We start from the raw sequence: 17034 nt of genomic DNA, 5'->3' as shown, positions 1-17034 counted from the left end.
CGTCGACACGTTCCTGACCTATCTCAACCACGGCCTGTACATCGCACGCGCGCTTGACGCCTGCGAGTCTCAGTCGGCGTAGTCAGGCAGCGCGATCGAGCCGAGCTGATCGGTGGGACAGAACGTGGCGGAGGGCACGGGACGGACGATCGTCCGTCCCGTGCACCGTCATCAGGTGTTGCCGCGGGCCGGGGTCGCGCGACCTGGCTGTGGGACGGGCACCGGTGACTTCGCCTCCAGGTAGCGCCACAGGGCGTCACCGCCGTTGTAGGCGCTGCGGTCCTGCTTGCGGGCGTCGAACAGGGCGGTGAAACCCGGGGTGGCGTTCTTGGCGAAGAAGTTGTTCGCGAGGGTCGCCACCCGGTACGGCGTGCCGGGCCGCAGCGTCTTCCCGTCGATCCGCACGTCCGAAACGCGGTCGCCGACCGGCCTGGTCAGGTCGTAGGTGTACCGCACATTCGCCGACACCGCCACCGGCCGGTACCCACCGTCGGGCTGCCACTGGCTTTCCAGCAGCTCGTCGACCGCCCGGCCGGGCACGGTGCCGCGCACCAGCCCGACGCCGATGCCGCTGTCGTACACCGTGCCGACCGCCAGCTCGGAGAACAGCACCCGCCCGTTCGTGTCCGCCGGGGCGCCCGGTGTGGCCGCGTAGGTGAGGTCGCGGCGCAGGATGTCGGGCATGGCCACCGCGAGGTCCGCGTGACCGTCCAGGTTGGCCGCCCACAGGAACGCGTCCGCGGTGGCGTTGTACAGGCCGGACTCGCCGCGCTCGTCCCGGGCGCGGGTCAGGTCCGCCGCGACCCTGGCCACCGGCTTGTTCGCGCGCGCTTCGAGCCGGTCCTTCCAGTACGCGGTCAGCCGCAGCGTCGCCGGGTCCGGCGCCACGTCCCGCGTGTTGGGGTGCAGCACCGAGGTCGTCCGGTCGCGCAGGACCTCGCCGGTGCGCGGATCGAGCCGCAGCGTGATCTCGCTGACGAGCTTGCCCGCGTCCCCCGCCGCGACGACCGGGCGCGGGTTGCCCGCCGGGTCGGGCAGTGTGCAGTTGGCCTGTGCGTGCCAGTGGCCGGTGACGATCGCGTCCACGGCCGGGTCGATGGTGGCGTTGAACTCGGCGACCGGTCCGAACGGGGCGTCGCAGTCGTTGTAGCCGGCCCCGCTCGCCTGGCTGAAGCCCTCGTGCACGACCGCGACGATCGCCGCGACCCCCTGGCGGCGTAACAGTTTCGCGTAGTGGTTGATCCGCGCGACCTCCGGTTCGAAGGTGATCCCGCTCGGCGTGTAGGACATCTGCTCAGCGGACGCGAGGCTCGTGGTGGCGTGGACGAACCCGACGGGCAGCCGCTTGCCGTGCCCGGCGTCGACCCACTTGACGTGGTAGGGCGCGAGGACCGGCTTGCCGGTCCGCGCGTCGGACATGGTCGCCGAGTAGTACTCGAAGTCCGCGCCGTGGAACCGGCGGCCGGTCGAGTCGGTGAAACACAGGTCGCGGTCCGGGCGCCCCTGGCAGGTTCCGTCCATCATGTGGCGCAGGAACTTGATGCCGCGGTCCATCTCGTGGTTGCCGACGGTGGAGAAGTCGAGACCGAGCAGGTTGAGGTACTCGATCGTCGGCTCGTTCCAGAACCACTCGGTCTCGTCCGGCCAGCCGGAGAAGTCGTCACCGGCGGAGAACAGGATGGAGTTCCGCTGCCCTTCCCGCAGCTCCCGGAGGTGGGTGGTGAGGTACGCGCCGCCACCGACGGTCTGCACCGGCGCGCCCGCGGTCGGCCGCACGGTGGCGGTGTGCTCGCCGAAGTACCCGTGCAGGTCGGTGATGGACAGCAACTGGACGGGCACGCTCCGGTCGGGGGCGGCGGTCGCGGGCGTGCCGGTGAGCACGAGCAGACCCACGAGAAGTAGTACAACGGTTCTGGACACGGGCGACAGCCTCGGTGTCCAATGTGGACCGGAAGCTGCGGGCACCGTGCCCGCGGGTGAACATAGGGCGACGACGCCGCCCACCGGCTGGCGCTACGGTGAGGTCCACCGCTGGCTCGTCGTGACGCTGTCGACCAAAGCGGCTGGTCTGGGTCAACGGAACGCAGTGAAGGGTCCCTTCGCTGCGTCCAGTGCAGTGAAGGGACCCTTCGCTGCATCGGGTCAGTCCGACAGTTCGGACTCGGCTTGGCGGATGGCGGCGAACTCCTCTTCTGGGACGTTCGCGACCAGGTGGTGGCGGCTGTAGAAGAAGAAGTAGGCCAAGGCGATCAGCAGGATGCCGGCGGTGATCGCCGCGGCCAACTCGTCCACGAAGAACGTCGCGATCACCGCGCAGACCGCGAGCACGGCCGCGATGCCGGTGGTGACCACGCCGCCCGGGGTGCGGTACGGGCGCTCCAGCCCCGGCTCCCGGACTCGCAGCACGATGTGCGACACGTTCAGCAACACATACGACACCGTGGCGCCGAAGACCGCGATGTTGATCAGCAGCGCGCCGTCCATGGTCGCCGTCGCCAGGATGAAACCGATCGTGCCGGGCACGATCAGCGCCAGGTACGGGGTCTTGCGCCGGCCGGTCACCGACATCCACCTCGGCAGGTAGCCGGCGCGGGACAGCGCGAACAGTTGCCGGGAGTAGGCGTAGATGATCGAGAAGAAGCTGGCCACCAGGCCGGCCAACCCGACGTAGTTCACGAACTGCGCCAGGAAGTTGTCCCCACCGTAGGCCGCGCGGATGGCGTCGGGCAGCGGGTTGTCCGACTCGGCGATGGTCGCCGAACCCGCTGCCCCGGGCGCGATCACCAGCATCAGCGCGGCGAACACCAGCAGCGCGGCCATCGCGGCGATGATTCCCCGTGGCAGGTCCCGCCTGGGCTCGGAGGCCTCCTCCGCGGCCAGCGGAACTCCTTCCACGGCAAGGAAGAACCAGATGCCGTAGACGAACGCCGCCAACACACCTGCGATCCCGTACGGCAGGAACGTGCTCGCCCCCACCGCGTCGGTCGCCGCGATGTCGAACAGGTTGTCCGGGTCGAACTTGCCGATCATGCCGATCACGAACACCACCAGCGCGACCACCGCGACGCCGGTGATCACGAAGATCACCCGCAGCGCCTCGCCGACACCCCACAGGTGCACGCCGATGAAGATCAGGTAGCAGGCCAGGAACACCGGCCAGCCGCTGGTGATGCCGAACAGTCCGAGCGACTCGACATAGCCGCCGATGAACACCGCGATGGCCGCCGGGGCGATGGCGTACTCGATCAGGATCGCCGTCCCGGTCGCGAAACCGCCGGTCGGGCCGAGTGCCCGCCTGGCGAACCCGTAGCCGGCGCCGGCCACCGGCATCGCCGAGGCCATCTCGGCCAGGCCGAACACCATGCACGTGTACATCACCGCCATGAGCGCGGTCGCGATCAGCAGACCGCCCCAACCGCCTTCTGCCAGGCCGAAGTTCCAGCCGGCGAAGTCGCCGGAGATCACGTACGCGACACCGAGGCCGGCGAGCAGGACCCAGCCGGCCGCGCCTCTGCGGAGCTGACGCTGCTCGAGGTAGCTCGCCGGCGCGGTCTGGTACTCGACATTATCCCGGTGCTGCGGTGTCGACACGGCAAGCTCCCTAATGGGCCAGCATCAGTCCTTTGAGCCTTTCTGAGAGTGATCCTCTCGGCCGGCAGTGTCAAGAACTTCATCAATTGACACGCCCCGGTCACGCGTGTGCAATGGGTCAGGTCTGATCCTTTGGAGGGCTCACATGGGACACCGGGACGGCTTGCTCACCCTCGACCGGCTGCGCATCCTGGTGGACGACGGCGCGATCGACACCGTGCTGGTGGCCATCACCGACATGCAGGGTCGCCTGCAGGGCAAGCGGTGCGCCGCGGAGTACTTCCTCGACCAGGTCGTCGCGCACGCCACCGAGGCGTGCAACTACCTGCTCGCCGTCGACGTCGACATGAACACCGTCGACGGCTATGCCATGTCCTCATGGGAGCGTGGCTACGGCGACTTCGTGCTGCGCCCGGACCTGGACACCCTCCGGCTCGTCCCGTGGCACCCGGGGACCGCGCTGGTGCTCGCCGACGTCGAGTGGGTCGACGGCGGACCGGTGGTCGCCTCGCCCCGGCAGGTGCTGCGCCGCCAGCTCGACCGGCTGGCCGAGCGCGGGCTGGCCGCCTACGTCGGCACGGAGCTGGAGTTCATCGTCTTCGACGACTCCTACGAACAGGGCTGGCACAAGGGCTATCGCGACCTCACGCCGGCCAACCAGTACAACGTGGACTACTCGATGCTCGGCACCGGCCGGGTGGAGCCGTTGCTGCGCGACATCCGCAACGGCATGACCGGCGCCGGCATGTACGTGGAGTCCGCGAAGGGCGAGTGCAACCCCGGCCAGCACGAGATCGCGTTCCGTTACACCACCGCGCTGTCCACATGCGACAACCACAGTATCTACAAGACCGGGGCCAAGGAGATCGCCGCCCGGCACGGCAAGAGCCTAACCTTCATGGCCAAGTACAACGAGCGCGAGGGCAACTCCTGCCACGTGCACATCTCGCTGCGCGGCACGGACGGCTCGGCCGTGCTGGCCGGCGACGGGCCGCACGGGTTCTCCCCGCTGATGGCGCACTTCCTCGCCGGCCAGCAGGCGATGCTGCGCGAGCTGACCTACTTCTTCGCGCCGAACATCAACTCCTACAAGCGTTACCAGTCCGGCAGCTTCGCGCCGACCTCGGTGGCCTGGGGCGTGGACAACCGAACCTGCGCGCTGCGGGTGGTCGGCCACGGCGAGTCGCTGCGGGTGGAGAACCGGGTGCCCGGCGGGGACATGAACCCCTACCTCGGCGTGGCCGCACTGGTCGCCGCCGGCCTGCACGGCATCGAGAACGAGTTGCCGCTGGAACCGGAGTTCACCGGAAACGCCTACGCGGCCGACAAACCACAGGTGCCGACCACCCTGCGCGACGCGGCGGCGCTGCTCGACCACAGCACGTCGGCACGCGCCGCGTTCGGCGACGAGGTGATCGACCACTACCTGAACAACGCCCGTGTCGAGCTCGCCGCCTACGACGCGGCGGTCACCGACTGGGAGCGGATCCGTGGCTTCGAGCGCCTCTAGCCCGCTGATCGGGATCAGCACCTACCTGGAGGAGACCAGGTTCGGGGTGTGGGACCAGCCGTCGGCCGTGCTACCCAGGGGCTACCTCGACGGGGTGGTCGCCGCGGGCGGCACACCGGTACTGCTGCCGCCCGTCGACACCTGGGAGCCCGGCCATCTGTCCAACCTGGACGGTCTGGTGATCGCCGGCGGCGCGGACATCGACCCGGCCCGCTACGGCGCGCCGAGGGCGCAGGCCACCGGACCGGCACGGCCCGACCGGGACGAGTCCGAGCAGGAGCTGGTGACCCTCGCGTTCAAGCTGGGCATCCCGCTGCTCGGCGTGTGCCGGGGGATGCAGCTGCTGAACACCGTGCGCGGCGGGACCCTGCACCAGCACCTGCCCGACCAGGCCGGCAACACCGACCACCTGCCGGCACCGGGGACCTTCGGCCGGGTGACGGTGGAAGTCGTCGGTGGGAGCAGGCTCGCGGGGATCGTCGGCGAGCGCCTCGACGTGCACTGTCACCACCACCAGGCGGTCGACCGGCTCGGCGACGGGCTGGTGGTGGTCGCCACGGCCGGGGACGGCACGGTCGAGGCGGTCGAGCTGTCTGGCGAAGTCTTCTGTCTTGGCGTGCAATGGCATCCGGAGGCCGATGTGGACCGTCGGCTGTTCGCGGCACTGGTAGGGGAGACACGGCGATGACCGAGGTGATCAACCCGGCGACCGAGCAGGTGGTGGCCAGCGTGCCGCCGACCTCGGCGGCCGAAACGGACGCCGCGATCGAGCGGGCGCACCGCGCGTGGCCGGCCTGGCGGGCGGTCGCGCCCGGCGACCGTGCCCGGCTCCTGCGCCGCTTCGCCGAGGCCGTCGACGCCGATGTGGACCGCCTGGCCTCGCTGGAGGTCGACAACTCCGGGCACACCATCGGCAACGCGCGGTGGGAGGCCGGCAACGTCCGGGACGTGCTGCACTACTACGCCGCCGCGCCGGAACGGTTGTTCGGCCGGCAGATTCCGGTGCCCGGCGGGGTGAACATCACCTTCGCCGAGCCGCTGGGCGTGGTCGGCGTGATCGTGCCGTGGAACTTTCCCATGCCCATCGCGGGCTGGGGGTTCGCGCCCGCGCTCGCCGCCGGCAACACCGTGGTGCTCAAACCGGCCGAGCTGACCCCGCTGACCGCGATCCGGCTCGGCGAACTGGCCAGGGCCGCCGGCCTGCCGCCCGACGTCTTCCAGGTGCTGCCGGGAAAGGGCTCGGTCGTCGGGCAGCGGTTCGTGGACCATCCCCTGGTACGCAAGGTGGTCTTCACCGGCTCGACGGCCGTCGGCCGGCAGCTCATGGCCGGCTGCGCCGCCCAGGTGAAGCGGGTGACCCTCGAGTTGGGCGGCAAGAACGCCAACATCGTGTTCGCCGACGCCGACCTGGAGCGGGCCGCCGCGACCGCGCCATACGGGGTGTTCGACAACGCCGGCCAGGACTGCTGCGCCCGGTCGCGGATCCTGGTGCAGCGCACGGTGTTCGACCGGTTCCTCGAACTGCTCGAGCCTGCCGTGCGCGGGGTCGTGGTCGGCGATCCGGCCAGCGAGGCGACCGAGATGGGCCCGCTGATCTCCGCCGGCCACCTGGCTGCTGTGGCGTCCTATGTGGACGACGGGGTGGACGTCGCGTTCCGGGGGAGCGCGCCGGCCGGGCCCGGCTACTGGTTCCCGCCGACCGTCGTGCTGCCCCGCACGCCCACCGACCGCACGGTCGTCGAGGAGGTGTTCGGGCCGGTGGTGACGGTGCAGGCGTTCGACGACGAGGCCGACGCGCTGCGGCTGGCCAACGACACCGACTACGGGCTGTCCGGCTCGATCTGGACCAACGACGTCGGCCGGGCCATGCGGGTCGCGCGGGGGGTGGAGGCGGGCAACCTGTCGGTCAACTCGCACTCCTCGGTGCGGTACTGGACGCCGTTCGGCGGCATGAAGCAGTCCGGGCTCGGCCGGGAGCTCGGCCCGGACGCGCTGGCCGCGTTCACCGAGACCAAGAACGTGTTCATCGCCACCGAGGGGGAGTCGTGAAACGCTTGCGGGACAGGGTAGCCGTGATCACCGGCGCGGCCAGCGGGATCGGCCTGGCCACCGCGCGGCGGTTCGCCGAGGAGGGCGCGCTGGTGGTCGGCGTCGACCTGAACACCGAGGCGATCACCGCGCTCGCCGAGGAACTCGGTGGCGACGCGATCACCTGTGACGTCACCGACGAGGCCGCGGTCGAGGCGATGTTCGCTCACGTCGTGGACACCCATGGCCGGGTGGACATCGCGTTCAACAACGCCGGCATCTCCCCGCCGCAGGACGCGTCCATTCTGGACACCGGGATCGAGGCGTGGGAGCACGTGCAGCGGGTCAACCTGACCTCGGTGTACCTGTGCTGCAAGTACGTGCTGCCGCACATGCGCCGGCAGGGCAAGGGATCGATCATCAACACCGCGTCGTTCGTCGCCGTGCTCGGTGCGGCGACCTCGCAGATCTCCTACTCCGCGTCCAAGGGCGGGGTGTTGGCGATGAGCCGGGAGCTCGGTGTCGAGTTCGCCCGCGAGGGCATCCGGGTCAACGCGTTGTGTCCGGGGCCGGTGAACACCCCGCTGCTGAAGGAGTTGTTCGCCGCCGACGCGGAGCGCGCCCAGCGGCGCCTGGTGCACGTGCCGATGGGACGCTTCGCCGAGCCGGAGGAGATCGCCGCCGCGACCGCGTTCCTGGCCAGCGACGACGCCTCGTTCATCACCGCGTCGACGTTCCTGGTGGACGGTGGCATCTCCGGCGCCTACGTGACCCCGATCTGACCCATGTCCGTCCATAGAGGACGAAACGCGTCCGCGGCGGTGTTCCGGCCGGTGCGGACCCGCAACGCGTTCGAGGAGACCGTCGAGCGGCTGTTGCAGGCGATCCGGCTCGGGGTGGCCGCACCGGGAGAGCGGCTGCCCGCCGAACGGGAACTGGCCGCCCGGCTCGGGGTGAGCCGGGTGACGCTGCGCGAGGCGATTCGCGCGGTCGCCGACGCGGGTTACGTCGAGTCCCGGCGTGGGCGCTACGGCGGCACGTTCGTCGCCGAGGACCTGCCGACCGCGCCCCGGCCGACCCGCGGGGTCCCGCCGTCGGGCGCGGACCTCGACGACGTGCTGACCCTGCGGCGGGTGCTGGAGAGCGGCGCGGCCGAGGCGGCGGCCGCGCGGTCGCTGAGCCCGACCGACCGCCAGCACGTACGGGTACGCCTCACCGACGTGGCGGGGGTGCCGACGGGGGAGGAGGCGGAGTACCGGCGCCGGGACTCCCGGCTGCACCTGGCGATCGCGGAGGTCACCGCGTCGCCGTCGCTGACCACCGCGGTCGCCGAGATCCGCACGAAGGTCAACGAGCTGTTGGACGCGATCCCGTTGCTGGGGGCCAACATCGAGCACTCCAACGAACAGCACCTGGCCATCGTCGAGGCCATCCTGTCCGGCGACGCCGCCGCGGCCCGCGCCGCGATGGACGAGCACCTGGCAGGCACGGCGGCCCTGTTACGCGGGTTCCTGTAGAACAACAGGACCGAACCGGGCTGGCCTGTGTCGTTGTGGTCGGGTTGGGGAAGTGCCCTGAATGCCCCATTGAGGACGTTGAACGTCTCCAATGCCTCATTCAGGGCATGGGGGCCTTAGTCGCGTAAGGGGCGGCCGAAGGTGTCGTCGCCGCCGTTGACCAGCAGCAGGATGCCGTCGATGAAACTCCAGGCGATCCCGATGAACAGGAACGACGTGAGCAGCTGCGCCACGGCGATGCCGGTGTGTCCGGTGTAGAACCGGCCGATGCCGAACGGCAGCAGGATCTGTAACAGGCCGGCTGCGACCCGGCTCTTGTCCGAGACCACCGCGGGCTCGGTCCCGGTGCGGCGGAACGCCGGCAGCTCCGTCGCCGGCCGCAACGGCGGCACCATGAACGCCGGGTAGGGCGGCGGCAGATCCCGGAAAAGCGGGCGCAGGTCGCCGCGGGTCCTCGACTCGAGCGCGGAGCTCACCCGCTGTTCGTACTCCTCGACCGTGAGGCGTCCCTCGGCGAAGTGGTCGCCCAGGATGCCGACCGCGGTCTCCCGCTCGGCGGTGCCGACCCGGATATCGTCGCTCTCGATCGAGGCACTCATGACGACACCTCGCATTCAGTGCGCACGAAATCCACGATACGTCAGCGCGCCACCTACACAGGGTGTGCGCGCCCGGAATAGGCTGACCGTCGCCGGCAAGGAGGTGTCATGGTCGAGGTCGCGTCCGCGCTGGCCGACGCCGTGGCCGCCTATCTCGACCATCTCGCCGTCGAGCGCGGCACCGCCCGCAACACCCTCGACGGCTACACCCGTGACCTGCGCCGTTACGCCGCGCATCTGAGCTCGGTCGAGGTGCCGGACCTGACCGGGGTGTCCGAGGCGCACGTGTCGGCCTTCCTCGCCGTGCTCCGCGAGGGCGACGGCGAGCACCCGCCGCTGGCCGCCTCCTCGGCCGCCAGGGCACTGGTCGCGGTGCGCGGGCTGCACCGGTTCGCCGTGCGCGAGGGCATCGTCGAGCTGGACCCGGCCCGCGAGGTCCGCCCGCCCGCCGCGCCCCGCCGGCTGCCCAAGGCGCTGCCGGTGGACGACGTGCTGCGCCTGCTGGACACCCCGCCGGTCGAGGGCGCGGGCCCGCTGCGGGACCGGGCGCTGCTGGAGTTGCTGTACTCGACCGGCGCGCGGATCTCCGAGGCCGTCGGCCTCGACCTGGACGACGTCGACCCGCGGGAGCGGACCGTGCGGCTGGACGGCAAGGGCGGCAAGCAGCGGCTGGTCCCGATCGGCCGGCCCGCGCTGGACGCGCTGGACGCCTACCTGGTGCGTGCCCGTCCCGGGCTGGCGGCGCGCGGCCGGGGCACGCCCGCGGTGTTCCTCAACGTGCGCGGCGGGCGGCTGTCGCGGCAGAGCGCCTGGCAGACGCTCAAGGTGGCCGCCGAGCGGGCGGGCATCGTGGCCTCGGTCTCGCCGCACACGCTGCGCCACTCGTTCGCCACCCACCTGCTGGAAGGCGGCGCGGACGTGCGGGTGGTGCAGGAGCTGCTCGGACACGCGTCGGTGACCACGACGCAGATCTACACCCTGGTCACGGTCAACACGCTGCGTGAGGTCTACGCGACGGCACACCCGAGGGCACGGGGCTGACAGCGGTCTGCCGTGCAGGTCACGGCCTCGCGGAGCCGGTGATCGCCCCGGATCTGGTCGGCGACGGGAGCGACCTGCGCTATCTTTGTCCACGTCCGACCTGGAGTCATTACGGCGAGCCTCGTTGCCGGTTGCGCAGCGCCATCTCTAAGCTGCGGCGGACAGCCGGACGACAAGGAGCTAGGTCGTTATGTCGACAATGCATCCCTCGGAACGGGAGCTCAGCCTCGCCCCACGAGCGGCTTCCGACGAGGACGAGGCGCTCGACGACACCCCGAACGGCTCACTGGGCCCGACCGGCAGGCCGAAGCGGCACATTCCGGAGCCGCCGCTGCTCAACGGGCATGGTCCGGCCAAGGTGCTCGCGCTGTGCAACCAGAAGGGTGGGGTCGGCAAGACGACCTCGACCATCAACCTCGGCGCGGCGCTGACCGAGTTCGGCCGGCGGGTGCTGATCGTGGACTTCGACCCGCAGGGCGCGCTGTCGGTCGGCCTCGGCATCCCCGCCCACCAGCTGGATCGCACGATCTACAACGTCATCATCGAGCGGTCGGTGACCGCCGCGGATGCCGTGATCCGGACCGGCGTGGACAACATGGACCTGCTGCCGAGCAACATCGACCTGTCGGCGGCCGAGGTCCAGCTGGTCGCCGAGGTCGGCCGCGAGCACACGCTGGTGCGCGCGTTGCGACCGGTGGTCGACCAGTACGACTACATCCTGATCGACTGCCAGCCCTCGCTCGGCCTGCTGACGGTCAACGCGCTGGCCGCCGCTGACGGGGTGCTGATCCCGCTGGAGTGCGAGTTCTTCAGCCTGCGCGGGGTGGCGTTGCTGATCGACACCATCGAGAAGGTGCGCGAGCGGCTCAACCCCAAGTTGGAGATCACCGGCATCCTGGCCACGATGTTCGACCCGCGCACGCTGCACTCGCGGGAGGTCATCGCGCGGGTGGTCGAGCGGTTCCAGGACATCGTGTTCGACGCGGTGATCAACCGGACGGTGCGGTTCCCGGAGACCACGGTGGCCGGTGCGCCGATCACGGTCTGGGCGCCGCGCTCGGCCGGCGCGAAGGCCTACCGGCAGTTGGCTCGTGAGGTCATCGCCAGGGAAGTGGCGATGGCCCGGTGAGTCGTCGCGCCTCGTTGCCGGGTGCGGCAGAGCTGTTCAGGAACACCGGTGAGCGGGTCGAGGAGAGTTGGCCGGCGACCCATGCCGCGCCGGTGTCGCCCCGGCGCGGTACGCCGAGGCAGAAGCACACCTCGAAGATCACTGTGTACGTGTCCGACGAGGAGCTGCTCGCGTTGGAGCACGCGCGGCTGGCGCTGCGGGCGACCCACGGGCTCGCGATCGACCGCGGCCGGGTGGTGCGCGAGGCGATCGCGGTGGTACTGGCCGACCTGGACGAGCGCGGTGAGGACTCGGTGCTGGTGCGACGATTGCGCCAGGACACCGGGAAGTAGCGTTCGTTGATCGATTCTGCTCCCGAGGACGGCGGGGCGTCCTCGTCGCGGTTCACCGTGCGATTGTCCAATTTCGAGGGGCCGTTCGACCTGCTGCTGCAGCTGATCTCGCAGCACGAGCTGGACGTGACCGAGGTGGCGCTGCACCGGGTGACCGATGACTTCATCGCGCATCTGCGGCAGGCGGGGGAGGACTGGAACCTCGACGAGACCACCGAGTTCCTGGTGATCGCCGCGACGTTGCTCGACCTGAAGGCGGCGCGGCTGCTGCCGACCGGTGATGTCGAGGACGAGGACGACCTGGCGTTGCTGGAGGCGCGGGACCTGCTGTTCGCCAGGTTGTTGCAGTACCGGGCCTACAAGCAGGTGGCGTCGCTGTTCGCGGAGCTGGAGGCGGGGGCGCTGCGGCGCTATCCGCGTTCGGTGGCCTTGGAGGACCGGTTCGCGTCGTTGCTGCCCGAGGTCATGTTGGGGGTGAACGCGCAGAAGTTCGCCGAGATCGCGGCGGCGGTGTTCCGGCCGAAGCCGCCGCCGACGGTGTCCTTCGATCACCTGCACATGGGGAAGGTGTCGGTTCGCGAGCACGCGGCGCTGTTGCGGGAGCGGTTGGCCAGCAGCGGCGGGGGGACCTTCGGTGAGCTGGTGGCCGACTGTGAGCACAGTATCGAGGTGGTGGCGCGGTTCCTGGCGTTGCTGGACCTGTACAAGGAGGACGTGATCACGTTCCACCAGGAGGAGGCGCTGGGGGAGCTGGTCGTGCGGTGGACCGGCGGCAGTGTCGAGGATGTGCGGGCGGCCGGTGACGGTGTCGGTGGCGATGAGGAGGAGTACGGGTGAGCACGCAGGACCAGCAGCCTGAGTCGCCGTCGGCCGAGAAACCGGTCTCCGAGTCCGTCGAGGAGCCGGTCGCGGACGCCGACCCGCCGACCGAGGTCGTCGAGGACACCGCTGAACCGGTCGATTCACCTGTCGCCGAGCCCGCCGTGGCTGAGCCCGCCGAGCCGCTTGAGTCCGCCGACGAACCGGCCGAGCCCGCTGAGCCGGTTGACGAAGCCGCCGTCGTGGCCGAGGAGCCGCACGCCGACGCCGACCCGCCCACCGAGCTGGTGGACGACCCGATCGTCGCCGACCAGGACACCGACCCGGACACCTCGCCAGCCGACTCGCCAGCCGGCTCGGAGGTACCGGCCGAGGACGCCGAGGAGCTCCGCGAACTCACCGACGCCGAACTCGAGTGCACGCTCGAGGCGCTGCTGCTCGTCGTCGACTCACCGGTGGACGAGGAGTCCCTGGCTGCCGCCACCGACACCACCGTCGCCCGGGTGAGCGCCGCCCTCCTGCGCATGGCCGCCGACTACACCGACCACGGCCGCGGCCTTGACCTGCGCAACACCGGCGGCGGCTGGCGCTACCACACCCGCGACCGCTACGCCCCCTACGTCGAGAAGCTCCTGCTCGGCGGCCAGCGGGCCAAGCTCACCCGCGCCGCCCTGGAGACCCTCGCGGTCATCGCCTACCGTCAACCCGTCACCCGAGCCAGGGTCGCCGCCGTGCGCGGCGTCAACTGCGACGGCGTCATCCGCACCCTCCTCGCCAGGGGGCTGGTCGAGGAGACCGGCACCGACCTGGAGACCGGCGGCTTCCTCTACCGCACGACCGAACTGTTCCTCGAGCGCCTCGGCCTGTCCTCCCTGGAGGACCTGCCCCCGATCGCGCCACTGCTACCGGAGGTTGACTCCATCGATGACGTCTGACGAAGGAGTCCGACTCCAGAAGGTCCTGGCCCAGGCGGGTATCGCCTCCCGCCGGGCCTCCGAGGAGCTGATCGCCGAGCGCCGGGTCAGCGTGGACGGCAAGGTGGTCACCGAGTTCGGCCGGCGCGTCGACCCGGACACCGCGGTGATCCATGTCGACGGGGTCCGCGTCGTGGTGCGCGCCGACCTGGTCTACCTGGCGTTCAACAAGCCGCGCGGCGTGCACACCACGATGTCCGACGACCGCGGCCGCCCCTCGGTCGGCGACTACGTGCGCGACCGCAGGGAACGGCTGTTCCACGTCGGCCGGCTCGACGCCGAGACCGAGGGCCTGCTGCTGTTCACCAACGACGGCGACCTGGCCCACCGGCTGATGCACCCGTCGTTCGTCGTGGCCAAGACCTACCTCGCCGAGGTGCCGGGGCCCATCGGCCGCACGATCGGCCGCCAGCTCCGCGACGGCGTGACCCTCGACGACGGCCCGGCCAGGGTCGACGCCTTCCGGGTGGTGGACACGACGGGCGGGCGCGCGCTGGTGGAGGTCGTGCTGCACGAGGGGCGCAACCACATCGTCCGCCGGATGCTCGCCGAGGTCGGTCACCCGGTGCGCAAGCTCGTGCGCACCCAGATCGCCGACGTGCGGCTCGGCAACCAGCGGCCCGGCTCGCTGCGTCCGCTCACCCGTCCCGAGATCGGCTCCCTGTTCTCGGCCGTCGATCTCTGATGAGCCACTGGGTCCGGCCGATCGATCGGGGCTGGATCGTCCGCGACGAGGTCCCCGGTCCGGACGTGGACGAGTTCGCCGAACCGGAACGGATCGTCGAGGCGCTGCGCCGCCGCCCGGCCGGCACCCTGCTCGCCGTCCAGCATCCACATCGGACGCCGGCGGCGATCGCGGGTGGGCTCGGGTTGCTCGACGCGTTGCCGGCGGCCCGCTCGACGCTGTCGGTGTTGCTGCGCACCGCCTACCGCGCGGTGTCCGATGTGGTCGCACCGTACGAAGTGGATGGTCCGGACGGCACCGCGTGCGGGTTGTTGTGCATGGTCGACCCGGCCGCGGTGGACGCCGCCGGGCTCGGCCGGATCCGGCACAGCGAGCAGGTGTACCCGGAGATCGTCGCCGAGCGGGCCGAGGTGCTCGCCGGTCTCGGCCACGCCACCAGCGCCGCGATGTTGGTCCCGGTCGGCGAGACCGACACGCTGACCGCGGCGCTGCGGCTCGCGGTGGCCGGAAAGCACCCCGAAGTGTCTACAGTGGACAGCGAGGGTCGGCGGCATCGCCTGTGGCTGTTGGGTTCGGGACAAGTGCGCGACACCGTGCTCGCCGAGGCGTCCGCGTACCCGTTGATGGTCGCCGACGGCAACCACCGCGTCGCGGCCGCGGCCACCGCCGGCCTGTCCGGCCTGCTGGCGATGGTCACCGCCGGCCCGGCACTGCGGATCGGTGCCTACCACCGCGTGCTCGTCGGCACCGGCCTGACCGCGGCGGATCTGGCGACCGCGTGGCGCCGCGCGGGGTTGACCGTCGACGACCCGGCCGGCGCCGACCCGACGCCGGGCACGACCGTCGTCCACTGTCCACAAGGGACACTTCGGGTCCGGTTGCCCGACCAGGGACCCGACCACGCGGTGCTGGAAGAGGTGCTGCTCCGGGGCGCCATCGGGATCGACCCGGAAGGCCCGAACGTCCGTCCGCTGCCGGCGGGCCGCCAACCCCCGGCCGACGCCGACGCCGTGTTCCTGCTCGCCCCGGTGCCACTGGCGACCGTGCGGGCCGTGCACGCCGCTGGCGACCGGATGCCCCGCAAGAGCACCTACTTCACCCCGAAGCCGCGCAGCGGTCTGCTGCTGGCCGAACTAGGCGGTCGCCGTCCGCCGCAGCCTGGCTGACGCCAGCCGCATCGCCGGCTCGGCGCCCCGCGCGGCCAACGGCCCGAACACCGCCATGATCAGCACGTAGGCCGCGGCCAGCGCGGCCAGCTGGGCGTCGACCACGTTGGCCGACACCGCGAGCCCGGCGATGACGATCGAGAACTCACCTCTGGCGACCAGCGCCGCCCCGGTGCGCGCCCGGCCCATCGGCCCGATGCCCTGCCACTTCGCCGCCCACCAGCCGGTGATCAGCTTCGTGAACGTCGTGATCACCGCGAGCGCCAACGCGATCCCGAGCACCGGTGGGATGGCCGAGGGGTTGGTGTTCAACCCGAACACCACGAAGAAGATCGCGGCGAACAGGTCCCGCAGCGGTTCGAGCATCCTGGTCGCGTTCTCCGCCGTCGACCCGGAGATCGCGATCCCGAGCAGGAACGCGCCGACCGCGGCGGAGACCTGTAACTGCTGGGCGACCCCGGCCACCAGCAGCGCGGCGCCCAGCACGCGCAACAGGAACACCTCGGGACTCTTGCTGTCCACGATGGCCGAGACGTAGCGGCCGAACCGCAGCGCGAGCACCAGCACCAGCGTGACCACCGCCAGCGAGATGCCGATCGTGGTCAACCCGCCGAGCAGCGTCGCCCCGGCCAGCACCCCGGTGAGGATCGGGAGATAGACCGCCATCGCCAGGTCCTCGAAGACCAGGATCGACAGGATGACCGGGGTCTCCCGGTTGCCCAGCTGGCCGAGGTCGCTGAGTACCTTCGCGACGATCCCGGAGGAGGAGATGTAGGTGACGCCGGCCATCGCGAGCGCTCCGATGACACCCCAGCCCAGCATCAGCGCCACGATCGCGCCCGGCGCCGCGTTCAGCACGAGATCGAGCAGACCGGCCAGCCAGGACCGTTTCAGCCCGGTGACCAGCTCGGCCGCCGAATACTCCAACCCCAGCAGCAGAAGCAGCAGGATGACGCCGATCTCGCTGGCCAGCGCGGTGAACTCCTCGATGCCCTCGAGCGGCAGGATGCCCCCACTGCCGAACGCGAGCCCGCCGAGCAGATAGAACGGGATCGGCGAGATACCGATCTTCCAGGCCACGCGCCCCAGCACGCCAAGGCCGAAGAAGATCGCGCCGAGTTCGATCAACGCGACCGCTGAACTGTGCACTGGCCGCTACCCGCGGTCGAGGACGTCGGCCGCTTTGGCGAGCCCTTCGGTAGTGCCGATGGTGACCAGCAGATCGCCGCCGCCCAACACGAAGTCCGGCCGGGGCGAGGGGTGCACGGTGCCCATGCGCACGACGGCGACCACGGACACAGCGGTACGACTGCGTAGCTGGGTGTCACCGAGGGTGCGACTGTCGTAGGGCGAACCGGGCACCAGGGGCAGCTGCTTGGTGTGCACGCCGCGGAGCCCGTCGTTCTCCCGGGACAGATCGGCCACCAGCTGCGGCGCGCCGAGCAGCCCGGCGAGCGCGCTGGCCTCGTCCGGGGACAGCGGGATGGACGCGGTACACGCGTCCGGATCGTCCTTCTTGGAGACGATCAGCTCGGAGCGGCCGTCTCGGTACGTGATGACGCCGATGCGTCGCCCAGTACGGGACACGAAGTCCTGGCGCGTGCCAATCCCTGGCAGTGGAGTCACCTCGACGTTCACCACAC

17 protein-coding genes are annotated in these 17034 nt (G+C 70.7%); 12 read left to right on the top strand and 5 right to left on the bottom strand.

Going from position 1 to position 17034, the window contains the following annotated elements:
- Positions 1-171: 171 nt before the first annotated feature.
- Both ACYVIP_RS29395 and eat read right to left on the bottom strand, forming a co-directional pair.
- Entirely contained in the window at positions 172-1893 is a 1722-nt protein-coding gene (locus ACYVIP_RS29395) for a bifunctional metallophosphatase/5'-nucleotidase (protein ID WP_460402129.1), read from the bottom strand.
- 249 nt (positions 1894-2142) lie between these two features.
- Complete coding sequence (gene eat / locus ACYVIP_RS29390; protein ID WP_460402127.1) at positions 2143-3591, bottom strand: ethanolamine permease; 1449 nt, start codon at positions 3589-3591, stop codon at positions 2143-2145.
- Between the two features lie 145 nt (positions 3592-3736).
- Between eat and ACYVIP_RS29385 the strand changes: the two genes are divergently transcribed.
- From ACYVIP_RS29385 to ACYVIP_RS29365, 5 genes are read left to right on the top strand one after another with little or no spacing between them, the layout of a single operon-like run.
- Positions 3737-5101, top strand: coding sequence for a glutamine synthetase family protein (locus ACYVIP_RS29385; protein WP_460402125.1), 1365 nt, complete (start codon positions 3737-3739; stop codon positions 5099-5101).
- The gene (locus tag ACYVIP_RS29380; RefSeq protein WP_460402123.1) at positions 5082-5789 is read left to right on the top strand and encodes a gamma-glutamyl-gamma-aminobutyrate hydrolase family protein; all 708 of its coding nucleotides are present in this window, start codon (positions 5082-5084) and stop codon (positions 5787-5789) included. The genes ACYVIP_RS29385 and ACYVIP_RS29380 overlap by 20 nt, the downstream gene beginning before the upstream one ends.
- On the top strand, positions 5786-7150 hold the full coding sequence (locus ACYVIP_RS29375) for an aldehyde dehydrogenase family protein (RefSeq protein WP_460402121.1): 1365 nt from the start codon (positions 5786-5788) through the stop codon (positions 7148-7150). The genes ACYVIP_RS29380 and ACYVIP_RS29375 overlap by 4 nt, the downstream gene beginning before the upstream one ends.
- The gene (locus ACYVIP_RS29370; RefSeq protein WP_460402119.1) at positions 7147-7911 is read left to right on the top strand and encodes a 3-oxoacyl-ACP reductase; all 765 of its coding nucleotides are present in this window, start codon (positions 7147-7149) and stop codon (positions 7909-7911) included. The genes ACYVIP_RS29375 and ACYVIP_RS29370 overlap by 4 nt, the downstream gene beginning before the upstream one ends.
- A gap of 3 nt (positions 7912-7914) precedes the next feature.
- On the top strand, positions 7915-8646 hold the full coding sequence (locus ACYVIP_RS29365) for a FadR/GntR family transcriptional regulator (RefSeq protein ID WP_460402117.1): 732 nt from the start codon (positions 7915-7917) through the stop codon (positions 8644-8646).
- A gap of 116 nt (positions 8647-8762) precedes the next feature.
- Here the strand turns inward: ACYVIP_RS29365 and ACYVIP_RS29360 are convergent, their stop codons facing one another.
- Entirely contained in the window at positions 8763-9245 is a 483-nt protein-coding gene (locus ACYVIP_RS29360) for a DUF1707 domain-containing protein (protein WP_460402115.1), read from the bottom strand.
- Positions 9246-9353: 108 nt separating this feature from the next.
- Here ACYVIP_RS29360 and xerD point away from each other — a divergent pair, with 108 nt between their 5' ends.
- The 7 genes from xerD (at position 9354) to ACYVIP_RS29325 (ending at position 15391) form a co-directional block, all read left to right on the top strand.
- Entirely contained in the window at positions 9354-10286 is a 933-nt protein-coding gene (xerD, locus tag ACYVIP_RS29355; RefSeq protein WP_460402113.1) for a site-specific tyrosine recombinase XerD, read from the top strand.
- A gap of 190 nt (positions 10287-10476) precedes the next feature.
- Positions 10477-11415, top strand: coding sequence for a ParA family protein (locus tag ACYVIP_RS29350; protein WP_460402111.1), 939 nt, complete (start codon positions 10477-10479; stop codon positions 11413-11415).
- A complete protein-coding gene (locus ACYVIP_RS29345; RefSeq protein WP_460402110.1) occupies positions 11412-11747 on the top strand; it encodes a hypothetical protein in 336 nt (111 codons plus the stop codon). Before ACYVIP_RS29350 ends, ACYVIP_RS29345 begins: the two co-directional genes overlap by 4 nt.
- Before the next feature lie 6 nt (positions 11748-11753).
- Complete coding sequence (locus ACYVIP_RS29340; RefSeq protein WP_460402108.1) at positions 11754-12584, top strand: segregation and condensation protein A; 831 nt, start codon at positions 11754-11756, stop codon at positions 12582-12584.
- Positions 12581-13501, top strand: a complete 921-nt coding sequence (gene scpB, locus ACYVIP_RS29335; protein ID WP_460402106.1) for an SMC-Scp complex subunit ScpB — start codon at positions 12581-12583, stop codon at positions 13499-13501. Before ACYVIP_RS29340 ends, scpB begins: the two co-directional genes overlap by 4 nt.
- A complete protein-coding gene (locus ACYVIP_RS29330; RefSeq protein WP_460402104.1) occupies positions 13491-14225 on the top strand; it encodes a pseudouridine synthase in 735 nt (244 codons plus the stop codon). Before scpB ends, ACYVIP_RS29330 begins: the two co-directional genes overlap by 11 nt.
- Positions 14225-15391, top strand: a complete 1167-nt coding sequence (locus ACYVIP_RS29325; protein WP_460402102.1) for a DUF1015 family protein — start codon at positions 14225-14227, stop codon at positions 15389-15391. Before ACYVIP_RS29330 ends, ACYVIP_RS29325 begins: the two co-directional genes overlap by 1 nt.
- On the opposite strand, the gene ACYVIP_RS29320 is transcribed toward ACYVIP_RS29325, so the two are convergent.
- Positions 15359-16540 (bottom strand): cation:proton antiporter, encoded by a 1182-nt coding sequence (locus tag ACYVIP_RS29320; RefSeq protein ID WP_460402100.1) that lies wholly within the window; start codon positions 16538-16540, stop codon positions 15359-15361. The genes ACYVIP_RS29325 and ACYVIP_RS29320 overlap by 33 nt on opposite strands.
- Before the next feature lie 6 nt (positions 16541-16546).
- Positions 16547-17029, bottom strand: a complete 483-nt coding sequence (locus tag ACYVIP_RS29315) for a cation:proton antiporter regulatory subunit (protein ID WP_460402098.1) — start codon at positions 17027-17029, stop codon at positions 16547-16549.
- Positions 17030-17034: the final 5 nt, after the last annotated feature.

The sequence above is a fragment of the Actinophytocola sediminis genome (assembly GCF_054779715.1).
This window is presented reverse-complemented; position numbering and strand designations above follow the sequence as displayed.

Bases quoted from the DNA above. Each gene is read 5' to 3' on its own strand.
- ACYVIP_RS29330 (WP_460402104.1), top strand. From the start codon at position 13,491: ATGACGTCTGACGAAGGAGTCCGACTCCAGAAGGTCCTGGCCCAGGCG.
- ACYVIP_RS29375 (WP_460402121.1), top strand. From the start codon at position 5,786: ATGACCGAGGTGATCAACCCGGCGACCGAGCAGGTGGTGGCCAGCGTG.
- ACYVIP_RS29360 (WP_460402115.1), bottom strand. From the start codon at position 9,245: ATGAGTGCCTCGATCGAGAGCGACGATATCCGGGTCGGCACCGCCGAG.
- xerD (WP_460402113.1), top strand. From the start codon at position 9,354: ATGGTCGAGGTCGCGTCCGCGCTGGCCGACGCCGTGGCCGCCTATCTC.
- ACYVIP_RS29325 (WP_460402102.1), top strand. From the start codon at position 14,225: ATGAGCCACTGGGTCCGGCCGATCGATCGGGGCTGGATCGTCCGCGAC.
- ACYVIP_RS29350 (WP_460402111.1), top strand. From the start codon at position 10,477: ATGTCGACAATGCATCCCTCGGAACGGGAGCTCAGCCTCGCCCCACGA.
- ACYVIP_RS29385 (WP_460402125.1), top strand. From the start codon at position 3,737: ATGGGACACCGGGACGGCTTGCTCACCCTCGACCGGCTGCGCATCCTG.
- ACYVIP_RS29365 (WP_460402117.1), top strand. From the start codon at position 7,915: ATGTCCGTCCATAGAGGACGAAACGCGTCCGCGGCGGTGTTCCGGCCG.